The following is a 20404-nucleotide window of genomic DNA, read 5'->3' as shown; positions in this document are numbered from 1 at the left end:
GAGCGGCGGGCAATGCCCGCCCTACAGTGGCTCGCTGCCGTATATCGAAAAGCGGGCGCGGGCGTGCTTCGTAGGGCGGGCACCGCCCGCCGGCTTTTCCGATCGTCCCCGTGAAGCACGCAGGAGAGCTTACTCGCCAAAGCTTTGGTCGAGCGGTATGGCGGGTTCGCTGTTGCCCCAGTCGACAGGGTAGATGCCTTGCCGAACACAACGATGGAAGCTCGAATGCGGCCAGTCGATCACCCGCGCCACGTGCCCGTGCTTGACCGGGTTGTAGTGCAGGTAATCCATGTGCGCAGCGAAATCGGCTTCATCGCGGATCAGGTGTTCCCAGAATCGCGGTTGCCACAGTCCGGCATCGCGCCCTCGCCCGGATCTATGCGCGAGACCGCAACGACGAGTGAAGCCAGCCTTGATCCGCCCCCAACGTGAGGAAAAATCCATGTCGCCCTTGGGGAGTGTCCACAGGGCGTGCATGTGTTCGGGCAACACCACCCACGCATCGATCAAGAAGGGCATTTGACGATGCACTTCGGCCACGCTCTGGCGCAACACCGCGACCGCTTCGATCGTCGCCAACAGCGGACGCCGCTGCGCCGTCACCACCGTGAAGAAGTAAGTCGCTCCGGCGTTCCTTGCACGGCGATAGTTCGGCATGCGTCGATGGTAACAAGGTGGCGCCATATCTGGAGGTGCGACGGAACCACGCTCGGTCCCGCGAGACGGACACTGCTTGCGCTGCCCTCCGTGCAAGGCAAGGGCGGCGGGGAGTGCCCGCCCTACATGCGACGCCTTTCTTGCCTCCGATGGGCGTGATCACGGCGCTTTGCCGGATATCAAACATCCCGCCACCCGTACCGCCTCGTAGGGCAGGCACTGCTCGCCGGCTCTTCTCATACGCGGCAAGAGCAACGGCCCACGACGCGGTTCAGACGGCGCCGATTACCACCGGCTCCGGCTCCAGCTGCACGCCGAACTTCTCGCGCACGCCGTGCATCACCTGCTGCGCCAGCGTCCACAACTGCGGGCCGGTGGCATGGCCGTGGTTGACCAGCACCAGCGCATGCCGGTTGGAGATGCCGGCATCGCCTTCGCGGATACCCTTGAAGCCGGTCGCCTCGATCAGCCACGCCGCGGAAATCTTGCAGCGGCCGTCCGGCTGCGGCCAGGCGGCCAGCGCGGGGTGCTCGCGCTGCAGCGCCTCGGCCAGTGCGGCGTCGACGATCGGGTTCTTGAAGAAGCTGCCGGCGTTGCCGATCACTGCCGGGTCGGGCAGCTTGCGCATGCGCAGGCGCACCACCGCCTCGGCAACGTGGAACGGTGCGGGCTTGTCCACGCCCATCCGCGCCAGTTCCTCGTCGATGCCGGCGTAGTCGGTGCGCAGCGGACGGCTGCGCGGCAGCACGAAGCGCACGGCGGTGACCACGTAGCGGCCGGGCTGGTGCTTGAACAGCGAGTCGCGATAGGCAAAGGCGCAGGTGGCGTGGTCCAGCGTCACCACGCGGCGCTCGCGGGTGTCCCACGCTTCCACACTTTCGACGAACTCGGCCACTTCGCAACCGTAGGCGCCGATGTTCTGGATCGGCGCAGCGCCGACCGTGCCTGGGATCAGGATCAGGTTTTCCAGGCCGGCGTAGCCCTGGCCCAGCGTCCAGCGCACGAAGTCGTCCCAGCGCTCGCCGGCGGCCACCGCGATGCGTGCGCTGTCGCCGCCCTCTTCTACCTGCACACCGCGCGTGGCCATCGCCAGCACGGTGCCGTCGAAATCGCTGGTGAACAGCATGTTGCTGCCCTCGCCCAGCACCAGCAGGCGGCTGTGGCGCACGGCGGGGAAGTCCAGCAGTTCGGGCAGTTTCGCCGCGTCGCGAATTTCCGCCAGCAGCGTCGTCCGCGCATCGACGCGCAAGGTGTTGCGCTTCGCCAGCGGAGCGTTCTCGACGAGCGTGTAGCCGCCCATGTCCACTCGTTCAGGCGGCATCGGCGTTCTCGCGCTGGCGGCGGATCTCGTCGACGCATTCGGCGACCAGCGGCGGACCGCGGTAGATCAGGCCCGAATACAGCTGCACCAGTGAGGCGCCCAGCTCCATCTTCTCGGCGGCGTCGCTGCCGTCGAGGATGCCGCCCACGCCGATCAGCGGGATACGCCCCTGCAGCCGCGCGTGCATGCCGGAAAGCACCGCGGTGGAGCGCTCGAACAGCGGCTTGCCGGACAACCCGCCGGTTTCGCTGCCACGCGGGTCGTCGGCCACCGCCGCGTGGTCGATCGTGGTGTTGGTGCAGATCACGCCGTCGATGCCGGTGCGCAGCAGCACCTCGGCGATCGAGTCGAGTTCCGCCTCGGACAGGTCCGGTGCGATCTTCAGCAGCATCGGCTTGCGCCGGCCGTGCTGCGAACCCAGCCGCTCCTGCGCCTCGCGCAGCACCGAGATGAAGCGGCGCAACGTGGCTTCCTGCTGCAGGTCGCGCAGGCCCTGGGTGTTCGGTGAGGAAATGTTCACCGTGACGTAGCTGGCCAGTTCGTACACGCGGGTAAGACACAGCAGGTAGTCACTGACCGCCTTCTCGTTCGGCGTGTCCTTGTTCTTGCCGATGTTGATGCCGAGCACACCGTGGTAGGCGGAACCTTGCACGTTGCGCACCAGCGCGTCGACGCCGGCGTTGTTGAAGCCCATGCGGTTGATGATCGCCTCGTGCCGCGGCAGGCGGAACAGGCGCGGCCGCTCGTTGCCCGCCTGCGGCCGCGGCGTCACCGTGCCTACCTCGATGAAGCCGAAGCCGAGCGCATCGAGCGCATCGAGGTACTCGGCGTTCTTGTCCAGGCCGGCGGCCAGCCCGACCGGGTTCGGAAAGGCGATGCCGAAGGCCCGCGTCGGCAGATCGCCGGGCGGCTTGACCAACCGATGGGCGAAGCCGCTGCGCTGGGCCACGCCCAGCGCATACAGGGTGGCGCGGTGCGCGGTCTCGGCGTCGAGCCTGAACAGCAGCGGGCGCAGCATGTCGTACATGGGTCAGCCCGGTTGGCCCGCGAACGCGCGGATGGGGTGATCGAAGCGCGCCGCACCGCTTCCGGCGCAACCGCCAGCAGCGACGACGCGACGTCCGGAGCAGGCGAACGGCATGCGCGGCATCAATGCCAGTTCGCGAAGGTGAAGCCGAAGATCAAGGCGGCAATCAGCACGAACACCGCCAGCACGCACAGCAGCAGCTGCACATAGCCGAGCACCAGCCCGGCTACCGCCATGCCGTCGCCCTCGATGCGGGCATCGAGCGGGCCGCGGCGGATCTCGCCGCGCGCCAGGTGGCCGCAGATGATCGCCACGATCGCGCCGATGAACGGCAGCACGCACCAGGCGAGGATGCCGAAGACCAGGCTCACCACCGCCAGCGAACTGGTGCTGGCGCCCGGACGGTAGGACGGTTGATAGCTCATCGGGTCGCTCGCTCAGGCAAGAGGTGGATCGGCGCCGTCGTGTACTGTCGTCGGCTGCGGGCGGCGAACTGCCCGCGGTCGACGCATGTCCTCACAGGTCGAACTTGATGCCCTGCGCCAGCGGCAGCGCATCCGAGTAGTTGATGGTATTGGTCTGCCGGCGCATGTACACCTTCCAGGCATCCGAGCCGGATTCGCGGCCGCCGCCGGTCTCCTTCTCGCCGCCGAACGCGCCGCCGATCTCGGCGCCGGAGGTGCCGATGTTGACGTTGGCGATGCCGCAATCGGAACCGGCTGCGGAGAGGAACTGCTCGGTGGCGCGCAGGTTGTTGGTGAAGATCGACGAGGACAGGCCTTGCGGCACGTCGTTCTGCATCTCGATCGCCTCGTCGATGGTCTTGAACGGCATCACGTAGAGGATCGGCGCGAACGTCTCGGCCTGCACCACCTCGTCCGAGTTCTGCAGCCCGGTGATGATGGTGGGCAGTACGAAGTTGCCCTTGCGGTCGGTGAGCGCCTTGCCGCCGGTGCGCACCGCGCCGCCCGCGGCCTTTGCCCTCTCGATCGCGGTGAGGTAGCCCTGCACCGCCTCGGCGCTGTTCAGCGGACCCATCAGCGTGGTGGCCAGGGTGGGATCGCCGATCTTGCCCTCGACCTGCCGGTAGGCCTTGACCAGGGTATCGAGCACGCCATCGAAGATCGACTCGTGCACGAACAACCGGCGCGTGGTGGTGCAACGCTGGCCAGCGGTACCGACCGCGCCGAACACGATGCCCGGGATGGCCAGCTTCAGGTCGGCCGTCTCGTCCAGGATGATCGCGTTGTTGCCGCCCAGCTCCAGCAACGAGCGGCCCATGCGCCGGGCTACGCGCTCGCCGACCATGCGGCCGACCCTGGTGGAGCCGGTGAAGCTGATCAGCGCAATGCGCTTGTCGTCCACGAAGGCCTGCGCGAGGTCGCTGCCGGCGTCGTTGAACAGGAAGAACAGGTCGGGGAAACCACCGGCCTTCAGCGCGTCGTTGCAGATGCGAATGGCGGCGATGGCGGAAAGTGGCGTCTTCGGCGACGGCTTCCAGATGCAGATGTCGCCGGCGATGGCGGCCAGCATGGCGTTCCACGCCCACACCGCGACCGGGAAGTTGAACGCGCTGATGATGCCGACCAGGCCCAGCGAATGGTACTGGTCGTACATGCGGTGGCCGGGGCGCTCCGAGTGCATGGTGACGCCGTACATCATGCGGCTCTGGCCCAACGCGAAGTCGGCGATGTCGATCATCTCCTGCACTTCGCCGTCGCCCTCGGGCTTGATCTTGCCCATCTCCAGCGCCACCAGCGAACCCAGCGCATCCTTGTGCTTGCGCAGCGCCTCGCCGCACAGCCGCACCGCCTCGCCGCGGCGCGGCGCCGGCGTGGCGCGCCATAACTTGAACGCTTCCTGCGCGCGCTTGACGATCACCTCGTAGTCGGCGGCGCTGGAGGCATGCACGCTGCCAATCACCTCACCGGTGGCCGGGTTCACCGGCTGCAGCGTGCCGGCGTCGGTGGTCTTCGACCACTCGCCCTGGCCAAGGTAGCTGCCGGACTGCTCGCCGTGGAGGCCGAGCGCGCTGAGGATTGCATGGGACATGGACGTCTCCTGGACGTGCGGCGCTCGCGGGCGCCGTGAGTGAAATCTGCAATTGCCCATTCTAGCAGGCCGGCCGCCTTGCTCCCTCCACTGCTTGCAGGGGAGGGTTGGGGTAGGGTCGCTCTTGATCCGGGTTTTCGGCGAGCCTGCGCAACCCCCTATCAGCCTTCCCTGCGAGCAAGGGGGAGCAGCAGAACCGCGCGATCCATGCGAAAATCCCGCCACCGCCCTCGTAGCTCAGTTGGATAGAGCGGTCCCCTCCTAAGGGACAGGTCGGACGTTCGAATCGTCTCGAGGGCACCAATTTTCGACCGCGGGTCGGCTCTGCTCCAAGCTCGTCATCCCAGCGTAAAGCTGGGATCCAGCGACTCCAGGCATGTGAATAGCCAAGGCGCTGGATTCCAGCTTTCGCTGGAATGACGAACGTTTGGGGGTTTCAAGGTTCCCAAAGACTCAGGAACTGCACGACAGCATCGAGCAGCCAGCCTTGTGCCGCGCCCAGTCCGGGCGCTTTTGCGCGTACGCCTCACGGCCGGGCTGGTCGTCGTACGGGTGGCGCAGCACGTCGAGCAGCTCAGCGACACCGCTGGCGTCGCCCTGCTCCGCGCGGTCGATCGCCTGCTGCGCCAGGTAGTTGCGCAGCACGTAGCGCGGGTTGGCCAGGCGCATCCGTTCGCGGCGCTGCGCCGTCGGCAGCGGATCGTCGGCCAGCCGCGCCGCATAGCGGGCCAGCCAGTCGGCAAGCGTGGGCTCGGCCGTGCGCCGCTTCGCCTCGTCGTAGAACGCGTCGCCGAACGGCGCCAGCGTGGGCGCCTGCACGTCGACGTCGGCCAGTGCGCGGAACCACAGCGTCATGTCGACCTCGGCCTGCTGCAGCAGCGATTGCAGCGACTGCATCAGCGCCGCGTCCTCCTCGCGGCATTCGGCCAGGCCCAGCTTGGCGGCAACGTTGGCGCGGTCGGCGGCAGCATAGGTGGCGGCGTAGTGCTGCAACCCGGCTTCCAGCAGTTCGACGCCGTCGAACAGCGGCGCCAGCGCGCCGGCCAGGCAGCTCAGGTTCCACCACGCCACGTTCGGCTGCTGGCCGTAGCGGTAGCGGCGGCGCTGCGCGTCGGTGGTGTTCGGGGTCCAGTCCGGGTCGTAGTTGTCGACCCAGCCGTACGGGCCGTAGTCGATGGTGAGGCCGAGGATCGACATGTTGTCGGTGTTCATCACCCCATGCACGAAACCCACGCGCATCCAGTGCGCCAGCAGCGTGGCGGTGCGCTCGCACACCTGCCGGAACCACGCCGCGTACAGCACCTCACCGCTGCCTTCCAGTTCCGGAAAATCGCGGCGGATGGTGAACTCGACCAGCTGGCGCAGCAGGGCGATGTCGCCGCGCGAGGTGGGCAGTTCGAAATTGCCGAAGCGGATGAACGAGGGCGCCGCGCGGCACACGATAGCGCCCGGTTCCGGCGCGGCGTGGCCGTCGTAGAACATGTCGCGCACCACCGTTTCGCCGGTGCCGACCAGGCTCAGCGCGCGCGTGGTCGGCACGCCCAGGTGGTGCATCGCCTCGCTGCACAGGAACTCGCGCACCGAAGAGCGCAGCACCGCGCGGCCGTCCGCGCCGCGCGAATACGGCGTCAACCCGGCGCCCTTCAATTGCAGTTCCCAGCGCTCGCCGGCGGCGTTGACGACTTCGCCCAGCGAGATCGCGCGGCCGTCGCCGAGCTGCCCGGCCCAGTGGCCGAACTGGTGCCCACCGTAGTTCGCCGCGTACGGCTGCATGCCGTCGAGCAGCGCATTGCCGCCGAACACTTGCGCGAACTCCGGCGCGGCGAGGTCCGCTGCACTGAAACCCAGCATAGCCACCATCTCCGCCGAATACGCCAGCAGGCGCGGCGCTGCGACCGGCATGGGGTCGACCCGCGAGTACAACGCACCGTCGACCTGGCGCAGCCGCGCGCCCTGCTCCGGATCGCCGGGCAGCTCGCGCACGAACGCATTGTCGAAACGAAGATCGAACATCGGTCGCCTCGGAAGCTGCAGCCTATATCCGGGCGCCGTCGGCCCAATGCAAGGCCGCAGCGCGGCTAGCGCGCCACCGCCTGTCTGCGGCGCGCCGGGCGATGGATCGCCTGCAGCCGCTGGTAGACGGTCAGCACGGCGCTGCCGTAATCCCGCGCGCGGCTCGGCGTGTGGCTGTGGTAGTAGCCCACGCCGAGCACGCGGTCGCGGGTCTGGCGCATGCCGTCGCGCAGGATTTTCGCTGCCACCGTGATGTTGGTGCGCGGGTTCAGCAGGGTCAGCGGATCGCGCACCGCGTCGCGATGCATCGGGTAGTAGACCTGCATGATGCCGACGTCCTGCACCGCCGAACCGAACTGGCTCGCCGCCGCCATCGCCAGCTGCACGTCATGGCGCTTGCCGCGCACCAGGCGATCGTTGACGCGGAACAGCCACGGCGTAGGCGCAACCTTGCCGTCCGGGTACAACGCCTTCGACTCCACCAGGGCGACGCTGTACAGCAGCAGGGGATCGACGCCGGCGCTGTGGCCGATCTGCGACCACAGGCTGTCCCGCGAGGTGATGTCCAGGTCGGGCTCCTCGATCGGCATCATCAGGTCCATCGTGCTGACTTCGGACAACAGCGTGCGGCCGCTCTCGACCGGCGCGGAGCGTACTGCCGATGGAACCGCCGCCGCGTTTGCCGGGACTGCCGCGGCAACCGCCAGCATTGGCACCGGCCTGACCGGCAAGGGCGCGGCGCGCAGGGTGGGTGCCGGCGTTGCCGGTGCACCAACCACGACCGCGGCCGATCCTGATCCAGTCGCCGGATGCGTGCCGATGCGCAGCAACACCAGGGCAACGCCGGCGATCGCGCTCGCGGCGACCAGCCGGCGCGCACCCGCCCATTCCGGCCACGTCGAGATGCGCGCGCGTGCCCACGGCACGATCCGGGCGACGACGAGTCGCCACAAGCCGGCGGCTGCCGTCACCTGCCAACCATCCAGCGGCCAGGTGGGCGGCAACAGCCAGCGTTCGGTTGGCGGCTGCCGCGTACGCGGTGACAGCCGGGCGGGCACGGCCCGTGAACGGGCCCACTGGGCAGGTGCTGGCATCACCACGAGCGGGGTGGCGGCGCGGTGGCGTCCCGACGAACCGCCGGACCTCCAGCACGCCGGCGCCATCAGATAAACCTGGCCCGGCTTCCGGGGGATCTCCCGCGCGATCGCGGGGCGCTTGGCCGGATACCTGCCACCGCCCGCCTCGGCGCAAACTTTCCCCCGTGGCGGCACGCCACCGGACGTGACCACGCAAGCATCAACCCCGGCATACCCGCGGCTCGCGCCGTGCGAGGTATCTGCGGTCGTTGGGGTCGAACCATCCACGAGCGAATCCTGTTCAGGGGCACGACCGCGGCGGGTTCCCCGTGCCGGGGACCGCCATTAAATCAGGTTTGTGAAATCGGTTCCCGCATCCGGGTGCTCCCCCGCGAAACCGGATGCAAGCCTGCACGGCCCCGACAGCGCGGGCACAAGCCCGTGCACCAGCCAGCCGCTATAGTCGACTGCCTCTCCCCGCGAAAACCGCATGGACCCGACGCCCGCCAACGACCTCAACGCTGACGCGCTGCCCGGGGACGCGCCCTACCTCGCCGCCACCACGCGCTGGCTGGAACGTGCGGTGATCGGGCTGAACCTGTGCCCGTTCGCCCGCGCGCCGCACGTGCAGGGCAAGCTGCGCCTGCGGGTGAGCCAGGCACGCGACACCGATACGCTGCTCGACGACCTCTGCGGCGAGCTGCAGTCGCTCAATGCACTGGCGCCGGACGAATGCGAGACCGGCCTGCTGATCCACCCGTTCGTGCTCGGCGACTTCCTCGACTACAACGACTTCCTCGACGTGGCCGACGCCGCCGTGCAGACGCTGGGACTGGAAGGCGAATGGCAGGTGGCGGGCTTCCACCCCGACTACCAGTTCGCCGACAGCGCGCCGGACGACGTCGGCAACCTCAGCAACCGCTCGCCGTATCCCACGCTGCATTTGCTGCGCGAATCCAGCGTCGAGCGTGCGATGGAGGGGATGTGCGATACCGACAGCATCTACCGCCGCAATATCGAGACACTGCAGCGCCTGGGGGCTGATGGCTGGCAGGCGTTGTGGCGTGACAAGCCGCGCTGAACAGCCGCCACAACAAAGTGTTCATGCCGGTGCTGTCATGCTGACGCGTGAACAATCTCCCCGATCCCCACGCGGAAAGCACCGACCCCGCCGTGCAATGCACGACCTGCGAAGCGGTGTGCTGTCGCCTCACCGTGGTGCTGATGCCGGAAGACCGCGTGCCCGCCTGGCTGATCGACCACGACGAACATGGCATGGCGACCCTGGCCAAGGGCGAGGACGGCTGGTGCGCCGCGGTCGACCCGAACACCTTCCGCTGCACCATCTACGAAGACCGCCCCACCATCTGCCGCAAGTTCGCGATGGGCAGCCCGAGCTGCCGCGACGAACGACGCAAGTGGTTCGGCAACACGATTCCCACCGTGGTGCACCTATTGTAGGAGCGCACCCTGTGCGCGCGATGCTCTTCGTCACGTAACGAAAAGCATCGCGCACAGGGTGCGCTCCTACAGAGGTTGCCGTTGCCCTACGCCGCGAAAATCAGCGCGACCTCGGCGGCATCGAGCGCGCGCCATTCGCCCGGTGCCAACCCGCCCAGCGTGAGGGCGCCGATCGACACCCGCTGCAGCGTCTCGACGTGATTGCCGGCGGCGGCGAACATGCGGCGCACCTGATGGTAGCGGCCTTCGCTGACGCCGAGCCGGGCGTGCCGCGACCCCAGCACCTCCAGCGCGGCAGGCGCGAGCGGGGTGGTTTCCTCTTCCAGCATCAGCGTGCCGCTGGCGAACAGCTCGCCCTCGTCGCCGCGCAGGTCCTGCGCCAGGGTGGCCTCGTAGACCTTGGTCACGTTCGCCTTCGGCGAAATGATCCGGTGCAGCAAGGCACCGTCGTCGGTGAACAGCAGCAGGCCCGAGGTGTCGCGGTCGAGTCGGCCCACCGTGGACAGCGCCGGCGTGCGCACGCGGTAGCGCGGCGGCAGCAGGTCGTAGACCACCCGGCCCGGGTCCTTGCGCGAGCAGGTGACGCCGAGCGGCTTATGCATCATCAGGGTGAGCCCGGGCGGCGGGTCGAGCGGTTCGTCGTCGACGCGGATGGTTCCGTACGGCACCACGTCGTCGGCGTACAGCACCTCGCCATCGGCATCGGTGATGCGGCCGGAGCGGAACAACTGGGTCACGTCCTTGCGACTGCCGTAGCCCAGGTTGGCAATCAGCTTGACCAGTTTCATTCGCGTACTCCCGTCGCCTCGATCACCTTGAACCCTTCCTGCACGGCCAGCGTGCGCACCTCATGGAAACGCGCGGCCAGCACCGCCTCGTACGGCAGATGCCGGTTTGCCACGATCAGCAAGCGGCCGCCCGGCAGCAGCGCCTCGGCCGCGCTGACGATGAACGCGCGACCCAGCTCGGGCAGGTCAGCACGCCCCTGGTGGAACGGCGGGTTGCTGACGATGGCGTCGTAACGCTGCGCCAGGCCGCGGGTCACATCGTGCCAGCGCACCGTCACCGCCACGTCGCGCCCGCACTCGCGCTGCGCCCGCGCCAGGTTGAGCCGCGCCGGCTCCAGCGCGCGCGCTTCGGCTTCGTACAGGTCGATCGCCTCGACCCGCGGGCAACGCGCCACCACCTGCGCGGAAAGATAACCGTAGCCAGCGCCGAGATCGGCCACGCGACCGTGCAGGTCTGCCGGCAGGTGTTCCGCCAGCAGCGCCGAGGCGCGGTCGACGCGGTCCCAGGCGAACAGGCCGGGACGACTGAGATAGCCGTCGGCGATGTCGCGCGACGCGTCCAGCGCCAGCCATGCGGCCAGCAGGTCGTGATCGATGTCGGCCGGCTGCGGCGTACTCCAGAACACCCGGCACTTGTGCTTGGACAGGTGCTGCACGGCGCCGGCCAGTTTCGCCAGGTCCGCCTCGCCCGACTTCGCGCCTTCCGCATTCGGCATTGCCGCCAGCACGGTGCCGCCCGGCGCCAGCAGCCGCAGCGCGCGGGCGAACAGGGCGCGCGCCTCGTCGCGCTGGCGCGGCGGCAACAGCAGCACCAACGGAAATTTTTCATCAGCTGCCGCTTCACCCACGCGCAGGCCATGGCGGCCCAGCTCGTCGGCGAACGGCAGGAAACTCTGCTCGCACAGCCAGCCAGGCTGCACCATCTCGCGCAGGCGCACGCCGGCACGGGCGCGCAGGAACAGCACGCGGCCGTCCGCCGGCAAGTGCAGCTCGCCAGCCTCGAACGGCACGAACAGCGCGGCCAGCGCCGCATCCGGCGTGGCCGCGAAGAATCCGCCAGCAGTCACGTCATCCCTTCCACCTCGAACGATGGCGGCATTGTACGTGGCGGCCGGCGGGAGCCGCTTGGCGGAGCGCGCTTCCGCCGTGCGGCAGCAGCGTGTTCCGCGCACGGTGTCGGCCCCGCCGTTGCGCCCTACACCGCCCGGCCCATCCGGCCGATCCAGCGGTACATCGCCCAGGTCACCGCCACGAACAGCACGCCGCCAATCCAGATCGCGGCATCGTGGAAGTTGTCGCCCACCAGCGCCAGCGGCGCGTTGCGATCGGCGAAGCCTAGCTTGTCGGAAAACGCCACCAGCGCGGCCACGATCACGCCGAGCAGGCTCTCGCCCACGATCAGGCCGGAAGCCAGCAGCACGCCCAGCTGCTTGGTGGCCTCCGCCTTCGGGCCGCGATCGGCACGCTGCTCGAACCACGCGCCGACCAGCGCGCCGACCACCACCATCAGCGTGGTGGAAGTGGGCAGATAGATGCCCAGGCCCACTGCCAGCGGCGGCAGCCGCATCGACTTGCCGGTGCGCGCCAGCGCCTCGTCCAGCACGATGATGCCCACGCCGATCGCGCCGCCGATGGTGATCAGGCTCCAGTCGATGTTGCCGGTGATCACGCCCTGCGCCAGCGCCGAGATCAACCCGGCCTGCGGCGCCGGCAGCGCGCGCGACGGGTCCACGCCCGGTGCGCCGAGGAAGCCGTAGGCCTGGTTGAGCAGGTCCAGCACCGGCGGGATCACCAGCGCGCCGGCGACCACGCCGATCACCAGCGCCCACTGCTGCAGCGAGGGCGTGGCGTCCACCAGCTGGCCGGTCTTGAGGTCCTGCAGGTTGTTGTTGGCGATCGAGGCCACTGCGAACACGATGGCGGTGATGAACAGCGCGAAGGCCACCAGTGCCTTGCCCGCTTCCGCCGGCAGCATCGACTTCACGCCCAGCACCAGCAGCAGCGCGGCGATGATCACCACCAGGATGCCCACGCCCGACAGCGGGCTGTTGCTCGAACCGATCAGGCCGGCCATGTAGCCGCACACGGCGGAGACCAGGAAGCTCAGGATCACCACGAACACCACGCCGCCGACCACCAGCAGCGTGGTGTGCTCGCCCAGCCCGCTGATGTTGCTGAAGTGGCCCAGCAGCCACCCCACCGGGATCAGGCACAGCAGCGTGATCAGGCCCACCATGCCGATCGGCATGTCGTGCTCGGTGCGCGGCAGCGTGGCCAGCTGGCCCGCCTTGCGCACGCGCGAGGCGGCCATCGCGCTGGCCAACCCGCCGATCACCGGCTTGACCAGCTTGGCCAGCGTCCAGATCGCCGCCACGCCGATGGTGCCGGCACCGACGAAGCGTACGTAGTGGCTCCAGGCGCCCTGCGCCACCGCATCGGCGGCGCCGTCGGCGGGATGCAGCAGCAGGAAGTGCGGCACCGCCCAGCCCCAGCCGATCAAAGCGCCCACCAGCATCGCCACGCCAACCCACAGCCCAACCAGGTGGCCCACCGCGAACAGCGCGAACGACAGGCTGAAGTCGAACCCGGTGGCGGCGCCCTTGTCGCCCACGCGGAAATAGCTGGACACCGCGGCGGCGAACAGCCTGGTCTGCACGATCACGTAGAACGCCGCCGAGACGATCGCGCCGGCGACCACTGCCTTCAGCCCCGCGCCACCCGACTCCACCGACCCGGCCGCCTCCTCCGAACTGGTGCCCACCTTGAGCACCTCGGCGCAAGCCACGCCTTCGGGGTACGGCAGGTCCGAGTCAGTGACCAGCGCGCGGCGCAACGGGATGGTGTACATCACGCCGAGGATGCCGCCGGTGGCGCAGATGCCGAAGCTCATCCAGAACGGGAAGCCGTTCCACCAGCCGATGATGATCAGGCCGGGCAGCACGAAGATGATCGAGGACAGCGTGCCGGCGGCCGAGGCCACCGTCTGCACGATGTTGTTCTCCTGCATGGTGGAGTTCTTCAGCGAGCGCAGGATGGCCATCGAGATCACCGCCGCCGGAATCGAGGTGGCGAAGGTGAGGCCGGCCTTGAGGCCGAAGAACACGTTGGCCGCGGTGAACACCACGGTGATCACGATGCCGATGACCACCCCGCGCAGGGTGAATTCGACGCGCGGCGACGCGCTGGACATTGGCTGTGCGCTCACAGGATGGCTCTCCCCCGGGGTGGATGGCTGCGACGCAAGATAGCGTGGAATGCCCGCCGATGGTTATTCCCGACGGCCTGGACCGCCGCCTGCGCGTAGAATGGGCGGCTGTTGTCCCGAGAGATCCCCATGGCACTCAACGCCACCATCCACAAGGTCGAGCTGCAGGTCAGCGACATGGACCGGCACTACTACGCCGGCCACGCGCTGACCCTGGCGCGGCACCCGTCGGAGACCGCGGAGCGCCTGATGGTGCGCCTGCTCGCGTTCGCGCTGTACGCGGACGAACGGCTGGAGTTCGGCAAGGGCCTCAGCGATGAGGACGAGCCGGCGCTGTGGCGCAAGGCATATAGCGGCGAGATCGAACTGTGGATCGAGCTCGGCCAGCCCGACGAGGCGCGCATCCGCAAGGCCTGCGGCCGCTCGCGTCAGGTCGTGGTGGTCAGCTACGGCGGCAACGCCGCGGAGCTCTGGTGGAACAAGCTCGGCCACGCGCTCGGCCGCCACCGCAACCTCAGCGTGCTCGACATCCCCGCCGCCACCGTCGCCGAACTGGCCGCGCTGCTGCAGCGTGGCATGCGCCTGCAGGCGCTGGTGCAGGACGGCCAACTGCAGCTGATCAGCGAAACCGGCGCGGTCGCGGTCGAACCGCTCAGGCGCATGGGTATGGCCGAACTGGTCGGCTGACGCGGCACGGCCGGCTGACGCGCCGCGCTTTCCCGCATAATCCCGCCCGACCTCTTCAATCCTTCGGAGTCACCCATGCGCTGGTTGCTGCCCCTGCTCGCCGTGTTCGCCCTCGCCGCCTGCGGCACCCCACCGCCGGCACAGGCCAGCGGACAGGTCGACAAGCTCACCGTGATCGACCAGAAAATCGGTACCGGCGCCGAGGCGAAGGCCGGCATGGACGTGCTGGTGCACTACACCGGCTGGCTGTACGACGAGCACGCGAAGGACAAGCACGGCGCCAAGTTCGACAGCTCGTACGACCACGGCGCACCGTTCAACTTCACGCTGGGCGCGGGCCGGGTGATCGACGGCTGGGATCAGGGCGTGGCCGGCATGCGCGTGGGCGGCAAGCGCACCTTGCTGATCCCTGCCGCGCTCGGCTACGGCGCCCGCGGCGCCGGCGCCGACATCCCGCCGAACGCCTCGCTGGTATTCGACGTGGCGCTGGTCGACGTCAGCGCGCACTGAACCATTTCCTCTGCCACATGTAGGAGCCCGCTCGCGGGCGATGTTCTTGTGGCGGGACTCGGGACTCGGGACTCGGGACTCGGGACTCGGGACTCGGGACTCGGGACTCGGGACTCGGGACTCGGGATTCGGGATTCGGGATTCGGGATTCGAAAAAGCATCGCCCGCGAGCGTGCTCCTACGCACAAGCGGCTGGGCAGCTTGTAGGTTGGGGTGAGCGCAGCGAACCCCAACAATCCGTGCCCTGGAATCGCTCAACCTTCCTGCACCGCCGCCTCGCGCCCCTGCTGGCGGATTAGCGCCTCTTCCCGCGCGTCGATGATCGACTGCATCACGCTGTCGACGTCGGCGATGCTTTCGTCGAACTCGAAGCGGCCGCTGAGTTCGCTGTCCGGGTGCAATTCGCCCAGTTCGTACAGCGCCCACATCTCCTCGCCGTAGTGGGTGTCCAGCAGCTCCGGCGCGAAGCGCGCCAGGCTGATGGTGATGTTGCCGACGTCACGGCGCAGCATGGTGCGCGCCGCATTGTTGCCGGCGGCGCTGACCACCTGCGGCAGGTCGATGATCACCGGGCCAGCTGGCCCGACCAGCACGTTGTATTCGGACAGGTCGCCGTGGATCAGCCCCACGCACAGCATGCGCGCCACCTGCTGCATCAGGAAACGGTGGTAGTCGCGCGCGGTGTCGGCCGACAGTTCCACTTCGCCCAGCCGCGGCGCCGAATGGCCGTCGGCATCGGTGACCAGCTCCATCACCAGCACGCCGCTGAAATAGCCGTAGGGTTTGGGCACGCGCACGCCGGCGGCGGTGAGCTGGTACAGCGCGTCGACCTCGGCGTTCTTCCACGCCGCCTCGGCTTCCTTGCGGCCGAACTTGGTGGCCTTGCCCATCGCCCGCATCTGCCGGCTGCCGCGCACCTTGCGACCTTCCTGGTACTGCACGCGCTGCTGGAAACTGCGCTGCGCCATGTCCTTGTAGACCTTGGCGCAGCGGACGTCCTCGCCCGAGCGCACGACGTAGACGGAGGCCTCCTTGCCGCTCTTCAGCGGCCGCAGCACCTGGTCGATCACGCCTTCGTCGATCAGGTCCTGCAGGCCCTTGGGAGTTTTCATGCGTGGTGGGCTTCGGTCATGGGGAACACGGCATTATCCCCGATCGGTGGCCGGTTCGCGGCCGGTACCAAGCCGATCACGCGCCGCCGCCGCGATCTCGAACGACTGCCGCCGCGCCGCGTGCTCGAATACGTTGGCGGTAAGCAGCAGCTCGTCCGGCCGGTGCCTGGCGATGAACGCCGCGATGCCGTCCTTCACCGTATCGGCAGCACCGACCACCGTGCAGGCCAGCGCGCGCTCCACCATCAGCTTCTCCGGCGGCGTCCAGTACGCCTCGATGTCGTCGATCGGCGGCGGGACCAGCCCCGGCTTGCCGCGGCGCAGGTTGATGAAAGTCTGCTGCTGGGTGGTGAACAGCCGCCGCGCCGCGGCGTCGCTGTCGGCCGCGACCACGTTGAGGCCCAGCATCGCGTACGGCCGCTGCAACCGCGCCGACGGGCGGAAGTCGCGCCGGTACAGCGCCAGCGCCTCGTCCATCGCGTCCGGCGCGAAATGCGAGGCGAACGCGTACGGCAGGCCGAGCTGCGCGGCCAGCTGCGCGCCGAACAGGCTGGAACCGAGCAGCCACACCGGCACTTCGATACCGGCGCCGGGCACGGCCCGCACTTGCTGCCCAGGCTTGGCCGGCTCGAAGTAGCCGAGCAGTTCCAGCACGTCCTGCGGGAATGCATCGGTGTTGTCGAAGTAGCGGCGCAGCGCCCGTGCGGTGGGCTGGTCGGTGCCGGGCGCGCGGCCCAGGCCCAGGTCGATGCGCCCGGGGTACAGCGAGGCCAGCGTGCCGAACGCCTCGGCCACCTGCAGCGGCGCGTGGTTCGGCAGCATGATGCCGCCGGCGCCGACGCGGATGGTCGAGGTGCCGCCGGCCACGTGGCCGATCAGCACCGCCGTCGCCGCGCTGGCGATGCCGGGCATGTTGTGGTGTTCGGCCAGCCAGTAGCGGTGGTAGCCGAGCCGTTCGGCCAGCCGGGCCAGGTCCAGCGTGTTGCGGAACGCCTGACCGGCGTCGCTGCCTTCGGTAACCGGCGCCAGGTCGAGGATGGAAAACGGGATCATGTCAGGCTCTCACCGAATGGGATGGCCACGATGTGGGGGCTGCCGCGCAGATTGCCACCGCCGCGGCTGCCCCGCGCCAGGCCGCCCCACGGGCGCCGAAACGACCTAGACTGACATCGTGTCACGCGTCACCTGTCGCCGTCATTCAACCTCACTGGGAGAGCAGCATGAGCAAGGGCATGGACACCAAGAAGGACGAGAAGAAGAAGCCGGCCAAGACCCTGAAGGAAAAGCGGGCCGCCAAGCAGGAAAAGAAGAAGAGCACCAAGTAGGCCGGGCCGGCGCCGCATCCTCGCTAAACTTTCCCCGCAGGGCGCCGATAGCCCGTAACGGGTTGCCCGGGAGTCGGCACGCGGGGATGAGGGGGACGATGGGGAACATGTGGCGGCGCATTTTCCGCAGCCGACGGCCGAAGCCACGCGCAAGACGCGCGCCGCCTGCCGCCACGACGCCGGCGCGCACCACCGTCGCCGCCCGGCCGGCGCTGCCGCTGGCGGCCATCCGCGACCGCTTCCATCGTTTCGTGCTCGGCCTGGCCGACAGCCACGCCAGCGAACCCGGCGCGGCCGAGCTCGCCACGCTCAGGCAGCTGGAGCTGCTCGGCAGCCGCTTCGACATGCACAGCCTGCCACGCCTGCCCACGGTGCTGCCGCAGCTGTTGCGCGCGCTGAGGAACGACAACACCGGCGGCGGCGAACTGGCCCGGTTGATCGGCCGCGATCCGCTGATGGTCGGCGAGATCATGCGGGTCACCGGCAGCGTGCACTACCGTGCGGCGCAGCCGATCACCAGCCTGCAGCAGGCGGTGGTGCTGCTGGGCCAGGACGGGCTGCGCCGGGTACTCACCCAGCACGTGATGAAGCCCATCCTGCAGGCCCATGCCGGCGCGTTCGGGCAGGCCGCCGGCGAGCGCCTGTGGCATCACGCCGAGCGCTGCGCGCATGCCTGCGCCTGGCTCGGCCGCCACAACCACAGCGATGCGTTCGAAGCCTACCTGGCGGGCATCGTCTGCCATGCCGGCGATGGCGCGGTGATCCGTCTGCTGGACCGGATCGGCCCCGCCGACGACGCCGAGCCGCCGTCGCCTGGCTTTCTCGCCGGCTGTGCCGACCTCGCCGCGCAGCTTTCGCTGCAGGTGGCGCAGCACTGGGAGCTGCCGCGGCGGGTGGTCGACGCACTGGCCGAGCGGCGACTGCAGCCGACGCCGGCGGCCTCGCCGCTGGGCAACGCGCTGGCGGTGGCCGACCTGCTGGCGATGGCCCAGCTGCTGGCCGAGCACGAGCGCCTGGCCGAGGACCCGGATCTCAGCCAGGGCTGGCCCGAGGTCTTCGCGCCGAACCTGGTGGCGCGCTGCCGGCAGGATCTGCGGCGCAACTTTTCCGGGGCGTGAGCGATCCGCGGCTCCCGCCGCGAGGCGCCGCGGCGGGAGGCGATAACGCGCCTCCCGCTGCCGCTCCTACTGTGGCGTGACGCTGACGTCGCCGAGCACCAACGAAGTCTGCAGGCTACGGTCTTCCACGCCGTAGAAGTTGACCTGCACGGTCTGCCCCCTGTACGCATCGAGGCTGACCGTGTGGGCCGGAACGGCACCTGCAGGGCGGCGTCGACCCCTGGTGGTCCGGCAACACCGGCGCAGCCGGCGCCAGGCAACAGGCCACCCACCCCGCAAGCATCAGGCCGCGGGTCATCCATGTCTTCAATCGCATTGTCAAATCCTCGCGGGTTGGCAAGGATTCCCCGGCGCGTTTTATAGGCGACCAACGATGGCGACGGCATGACCAAAATTCCTGGAAGCCGCCATGCGGCGCCGGCGCGTGGTGCCCGTCAGTACCGGTCCAGTCGCATCGGCTGGGTCAGCAACCCGCTGCGGCTGACCGTCGGCGGCCCGCTCCGCACGAAGCCGAAGTGCCGATACACCGGCACCGCCATGGCCGAGGCATTCAGCGTGAACTGCCGCGTGCCGGCGCGACGCACCGCATCCCGCATCGCGCGCCGCCACAGCTGGCGTGCGATGCCGCGACCGTGCAGGCGGGTGCTGACGAAAAACTGGAACAGGTGGCAGTCGTCCCGCATCGCCGCCACGCCGGCCAGGCGACCGTCCTGCTGGCAGGCCAGGTGGAAGCGCTGACCGGCGAGGATCTTCCTGCGGATCACCCGCGCGCTCATGCCGTGAAGCAGCTCGGCCGCCGCACTGGCCGGTTGCTTGGGCAGAATCCAGCGCCGCGTCACCCGGCGTGCCAGCCGACCGATCGCCAGCGCATCGTCCGGGCCGGCGAGGCGATAGCGGATGGCGCTGGGCATGCGCTCAGGGGTGACGCGCATGCCACGCCGCCAGCGCCGCCTGGTAGCGCTCAAGTGCTTCGTCGTAGACGTCGTGGACGCAGCGCACGCAACCCTCACCGCAGCAATCGGCGGCATCCGGCTCGCTCGGCGGCTGCGGCATCGGGTCGGCCGGGTCGAGGTTTGGCGGGATGGGCGGGACGGGATTCACGGCACTCCGGACGGCATCAGCTGCGGGGCGGCGGGCCGCCCGGCAGCCGATGGTGGCGCCGATCGCCGCCGCGACTCAAGCGGCGGCGGCGCGGCGAATCATTTCGCCGGCTTGCGGAAGCGGTAGACGAACTGGTCGGTGTGGCCGCGTATCGACTTGTCGAACACCTTGGCGTTGAGCGGGTCGGCCGGGTTGCGCAGCGCGTCGCTTTCGCCGTCGAACACGAAGCCGGCCGCTTCCACTTCCTGCTTCACCACGGCCGGGTCGATGCGGTGCAGGGTGTCGGTGTCGGCGAGGCCGGAGCCGGCCGGGGCCATGTGGTCGATCACCACGAACAGGCCACCCGGCTTGAGCGCGTCGTAGACCCGCTTGTCGAAGCCGGCCATGTCCACCGGGCCCATGAACGGGTCATGGTAGTCGTGGTAGTTCTGCGCAGTGAATACCAGGTCGATCGGCTCCGCCGCGCTCAACAGCGCGGCCGGCTGCTGCAACAGGCTGACGTTCGCATAGTGCGGTGTGGCCACCAGGCCCTGCCAGTTGGCGAAACTTTTTGCGGAGTATTTCCCCATCTCGTGCGGCCACACGGTGTAGACGTGTCCCTGCGGGCCGACGACGGCGCTGAACACGCGCGTCCAGTAGCCGCTGCCCGGCACCAGTTCCAGCACCTTCTGGCCCGGCTTCACTTCGGCGAAGGCCATCACCTGGGCCACCTGGCGGCGGGTGTCCTCAGCGCGGTCGGTCTGGCGGGCGGGATCAGCGAGCGCTTTCTGCACCGCGGCGGAGACCGCCGCCTCGTGCGGTTTCTCCGTCTGGGCCAGGGCCACCGCGGGAATGCTGGCGGCAAGCAACACGGCAAGGATGGCAGGACGCATGGTCGTACTCCTTCAGTGGGCCAAGGGTTTACCGATTGTGCGCCCGATTCGCGCTGATGAACCCGTGCCGCTTGGCACG

The 20404-nt window shown here is 69.0% G+C and carries 20 protein-coding genes and 1 tRNA gene; 6 read left to right on the top strand and 15 right to left on the bottom strand.

The features are described 5' to 3' along the window. Positions 1–129 precede the first annotated feature (129 nt). From AC3WTD_RS02805 to amaB, 5 genes are all read right to left on the bottom strand, one after another. A complete protein-coding gene (locus AC3WTD_RS02805) occupies positions 130–657 on the bottom strand; it encodes an REP-associated tyrosine transposase (protein WP_492612852.1) in 528 nt (175 codons plus the stop codon). 271 nt (positions 658–928) lie between these two features. Continuing rightward, positions 929–1957 carry a UDP-N-acetylmuramate dehydrogenase gene (gene murB, locus AC3WTD_RS02800; RefSeq protein WP_492612902.1) on the bottom strand — a complete coding sequence of 343 codons (1029 nt, stop codon included), beginning with the start codon at positions 1955–1957 and terminating at the stop codon, positions 929–931. 10 nt (positions 1958–1967) lie between these two features. Continuing rightward, the gene (locus tag AC3WTD_RS02795) at positions 1968–3005 is read right to left on the bottom strand and encodes a quinone-dependent dihydroorotate dehydrogenase (protein ID WP_492612851.1); all 1038 of its coding nucleotides are present in this window, start codon (positions 3003–3005) and stop codon (positions 1968–1970) included. 122 nt (positions 3006–3127) lie between these two features. Then, positions 3128–3430, bottom strand: coding sequence for a DUF4190 domain-containing protein (locus AC3WTD_RS02790; protein WP_492612850.1), 303 nt, complete (start codon positions 3428–3430; stop codon positions 3128–3130). 91 nt (positions 3431–3521) lie between these two features. Next, positions 3522–5057, bottom strand: coding sequence for an L-piperidine-6-carboxylate dehydrogenase (amaB, locus tag AC3WTD_RS02785; protein ID WP_492612849.1), 1536 nt, complete (start codon positions 5055–5057; stop codon positions 3522–3524). 226 nt (positions 5058–5283) lie between these two features. Here amaB and AC3WTD_RS02780 point away from each other — a divergent pair. Then, positions 5284–5360 (top strand) — tRNA-Arg (locus tag AC3WTD_RS02780). Between the two features lie 150 nt (positions 5361–5510). Here AC3WTD_RS02780 and AC3WTD_RS02775 read toward each other — a convergent pair. Together AC3WTD_RS02775 and AC3WTD_RS02770 are read right to left on the bottom strand one after the other, a co-directional pair. Next, the gene (locus tag AC3WTD_RS02775) at positions 5511–7070 is read right to left on the bottom strand and encodes a protein adenylyltransferase SelO (protein ID WP_492612848.1); all 1560 of its coding nucleotides are present in this window, start codon (positions 7068–7070) and stop codon (positions 5511–5513) included. 65 nt (positions 7071–7135) lie between these two features. After that, complete coding sequence (locus tag AC3WTD_RS02770; RefSeq protein ID WP_492612847.1) at positions 7136–8074, bottom strand: lysozyme family protein; 939 nt, start codon at positions 8072–8074, stop codon at positions 7136–7138. Between the two features lie 562 nt (positions 8075–8636). On the opposite strand from AC3WTD_RS02770, the gene AC3WTD_RS02765 reads away from it, so the two are divergent. Both AC3WTD_RS02765 and AC3WTD_RS02760 read left to right on the top strand, forming a co-directional pair. Beyond that, on the top strand, positions 8637–9227 hold the full coding sequence (locus AC3WTD_RS02765; protein ID WP_027491577.1) for a DUF1415 domain-containing protein: 591 nt from the start codon (positions 8637–8639) through the stop codon (positions 9225–9227). Between the two features lie 47 nt (positions 9228–9274). After that, the gene (locus AC3WTD_RS02760; protein WP_027491578.1) at positions 9275–9607 is read left to right on the top strand and encodes a YkgJ family cysteine cluster protein; all 333 of its coding nucleotides are present in this window, start codon (positions 9275–9277) and stop codon (positions 9605–9607) included. A gap of 86 nt (positions 9608–9693) precedes the next feature. On the opposite strand, the gene AC3WTD_RS02755 is transcribed toward AC3WTD_RS02760, so the two are convergent. The 3 genes from AC3WTD_RS02755 to AC3WTD_RS02745 all read right to left on the bottom strand — a co-directional run bounded on the left by AC3WTD_RS02755 (position 9694) and on the right by AC3WTD_RS02745 (position 13585). After that, positions 9694–10395 (bottom strand): pseudouridine synthase, encoded by a 702-nt coding sequence (locus AC3WTD_RS02755; RefSeq protein WP_027493073.1) that lies wholly within the window; start codon positions 10393–10395, stop codon positions 9694–9696. Beyond that, on the bottom strand, positions 10392–11462 hold the full coding sequence (locus tag AC3WTD_RS02750; protein WP_492612846.1) for a class I SAM-dependent methyltransferase: 1071 nt from the start codon (positions 11460–11462) through the stop codon (positions 10392–10394). The genes AC3WTD_RS02755 and AC3WTD_RS02750 overlap by 4 nt, the downstream gene beginning before the upstream one ends. A gap of 128 nt (positions 11463–11590) precedes the next feature. Next, the gene (locus tag AC3WTD_RS02745) at positions 11591–13585 is read right to left on the bottom strand and encodes an OPT family oligopeptide transporter (protein ID WP_492612901.1); all 1995 of its coding nucleotides are present in this window, start codon (positions 13583–13585) and stop codon (positions 11591–11593) included. A gap of 144 nt (positions 13586–13729) precedes the next feature. Between AC3WTD_RS02745 and AC3WTD_RS02740 the strand changes: the two genes are divergently transcribed. Further along, a complete protein-coding gene (locus AC3WTD_RS02740; RefSeq protein WP_027493075.1) occupies positions 13730–14287 on the top strand; it encodes a YaeQ family protein in 558 nt (185 codons plus the stop codon). Positions 14288–14362: 75 nt separating this feature from the next. Then, entirely contained in the window at positions 14363–14797 is a 435-nt protein-coding gene (locus AC3WTD_RS02735) for an FKBP-type peptidyl-prolyl cis-trans isomerase (RefSeq protein ID WP_027493076.1), read from the top strand. Positions 14798–15051: 254 nt separating this feature from the next. Here the strand turns inward: AC3WTD_RS02735 and AC3WTD_RS02730 are convergent, their stop codons facing one another. Together AC3WTD_RS02730 and AC3WTD_RS02725 are read right to left on the bottom strand one after the other, a co-directional pair. Then, positions 15052–15909 (bottom strand): PA4780 family RIO1-like protein kinase, encoded by an 858-nt coding sequence (locus tag AC3WTD_RS02730; protein WP_027493077.1) that lies wholly within the window; start codon positions 15907–15909, stop codon positions 15052–15054. A gap of 33 nt (positions 15910–15942) precedes the next feature. Further along, positions 15943–16962, bottom strand: a complete 1020-nt coding sequence (locus AC3WTD_RS02725) for an LLM class flavin-dependent oxidoreductase (RefSeq protein ID WP_027493078.1) — start codon at positions 16960–16962, stop codon at positions 15943–15945. Positions 16963–17341: 379 nt separating this feature from the next. Here AC3WTD_RS02725 and AC3WTD_RS02720 point away from each other — a divergent pair, with 379 nt between their 5' ends. After that, positions 17342–18352: an HDOD domain-containing protein gene (locus AC3WTD_RS02720; RefSeq protein WP_492612845.1), complete on the top strand. Its 1011-nt coding sequence runs from the start codon at positions 17342–17344 to the stop codon at positions 18350–18352. A 434-nt stretch (positions 18353–18786) separates the two neighbouring features. Here the strand turns inward: AC3WTD_RS02720 and AC3WTD_RS02715 are convergent, their stop codons facing one another. The 3 genes from AC3WTD_RS02715 to AC3WTD_RS02705 all read right to left on the bottom strand — a co-directional run bounded on the left by AC3WTD_RS02715 (position 18787) and on the right by AC3WTD_RS02705 (position 20325). Then, positions 18787–19284, bottom strand: a complete 498-nt coding sequence (locus AC3WTD_RS02715) for a GNAT family N-acetyltransferase (protein WP_027491787.1) — start codon at positions 19282–19284, stop codon at positions 18787–18789. After that, positions 19268–19453 (bottom strand): oxidoreductase-like domain-containing protein, encoded by a 186-nt coding sequence (locus tag AC3WTD_RS02710; RefSeq protein ID WP_492612844.1) that lies wholly within the window; start codon positions 19451–19453, stop codon positions 19268–19270. The genes AC3WTD_RS02715 and AC3WTD_RS02710 overlap by 17 nt, the downstream gene beginning before the upstream one ends. A gap of 98 nt (positions 19454–19551) precedes the next feature. After that, positions 19552–20325 (bottom strand): class I SAM-dependent methyltransferase, encoded by a 774-nt coding sequence (locus AC3WTD_RS02705; protein WP_027491788.1) that lies wholly within the window; start codon positions 20323–20325, stop codon positions 19552–19554. Positions 20326–20404: the final 79 nt, after the last annotated feature.

This window comes from Rhodanobacter sp. FW106-PBR-R2A-1-15, from assembly GCF_058789735.1.
Note: the sequence above shows the minus strand (reverse complement) of the source record. Positions and strands in the feature narration are given on the sequence as shown.

What these genes read in the sequence shown, in the direction of transcription:
- AC3WTD_RS02745 (WP_492612901.1), bottom strand. Translation starts at nt 13,585, where the DNA reads ATGTCCAGCGCGTCGCCGCGCGTCGAATTCACCCTGCGCGGGGTGGTC.
- AC3WTD_RS02730 (WP_027493077.1), bottom strand. Translation starts at nt 15,909, where the DNA reads ATGAAAACTCCCAAGGGCCTGCAGGACCTGATCGACGAAGGCGTGATC.
- murB (WP_492612902.1), bottom strand. Translation starts at nt 1,957, where the DNA reads ATGGGCGGCTACACGCTCGTCGAGAACGCTCCGCTGGCGAAGCGCAAC.
- AC3WTD_RS02805 (WP_492612852.1), bottom strand. Translation starts at nt 657, where the DNA reads ATGCCGAACTATCGCCGTGCAAGGAACGCCGGAGCGACTTACTTCTTC.
- AC3WTD_RS02775 (WP_492612848.1), bottom strand. Translation starts at nt 7,070, where the DNA reads ATGTTCGATCTTCGTTTCGACAATGCGTTCGTGCGCGAGCTGCCCGGC.
- AC3WTD_RS02725 (WP_027493078.1), bottom strand. Translation starts at nt 16,962, where the DNA reads ATGATCCCGTTTTCCATCCTCGACCTGGCGCCGGTTACCGAAGGCAGC.
- AC3WTD_RS02765 (WP_027491577.1), top strand. Translation starts at nt 8,637, where the DNA reads ATGGACCCGACGCCCGCCAACGACCTCAACGCTGACGCGCTGCCCGGG.
- AC3WTD_RS02705 (WP_027491788.1), bottom strand. Translation starts at nt 20,325, where the DNA reads ATGCGTCCTGCCATCCTTGCCGTGTTGCTTGCCGCCAGCATTCCCGCG.
- AC3WTD_RS02740 (WP_027493075.1), top strand. Translation starts at nt 13,730, where the DNA reads ATGGCACTCAACGCCACCATCCACAAGGTCGAGCTGCAGGTCAGCGAC.
- AC3WTD_RS02720 (WP_492612845.1), top strand. Translation starts at nt 17,342, where the DNA reads ATGTGGCGGCGCATTTTCCGCAGCCGACGGCCGAAGCCACGCGCAAGA.
- AC3WTD_RS02755 (WP_027493073.1), bottom strand. Translation starts at nt 10,395, where the DNA reads ATGAAACTGGTCAAGCTGATTGCCAACCTGGGCTACGGCAGTCGCAAG.
- amaB (WP_492612849.1), bottom strand. Translation starts at nt 5,057, where the DNA reads ATGTCCCATGCAATCCTCAGCGCGCTCGGCCTCCACGGCGAGCAGTCC.
- AC3WTD_RS02795 (WP_492612851.1), bottom strand. Translation starts at nt 3,005, where the DNA reads ATGTACGACATGCTGCGCCCGCTGCTGTTCAGGCTCGACGCCGAGACC.
- AC3WTD_RS02735 (WP_027493076.1), top strand. Translation starts at nt 14,363, where the DNA reads ATGCGCTGGTTGCTGCCCCTGCTCGCCGTGTTCGCCCTCGCCGCCTGC.
- AC3WTD_RS02790 (WP_492612850.1), bottom strand. Translation starts at nt 3,430, where the DNA reads ATGAGCTATCAACCGTCCTACCGTCCGGGCGCCAGCACCAGTTCGCTG.
- AC3WTD_RS02715 (WP_027491787.1), bottom strand. Translation starts at nt 19,284, where the DNA reads ATGCGCGTCACCCCTGAGCGCATGCCCAGCGCCATCCGCTATCGCCTC.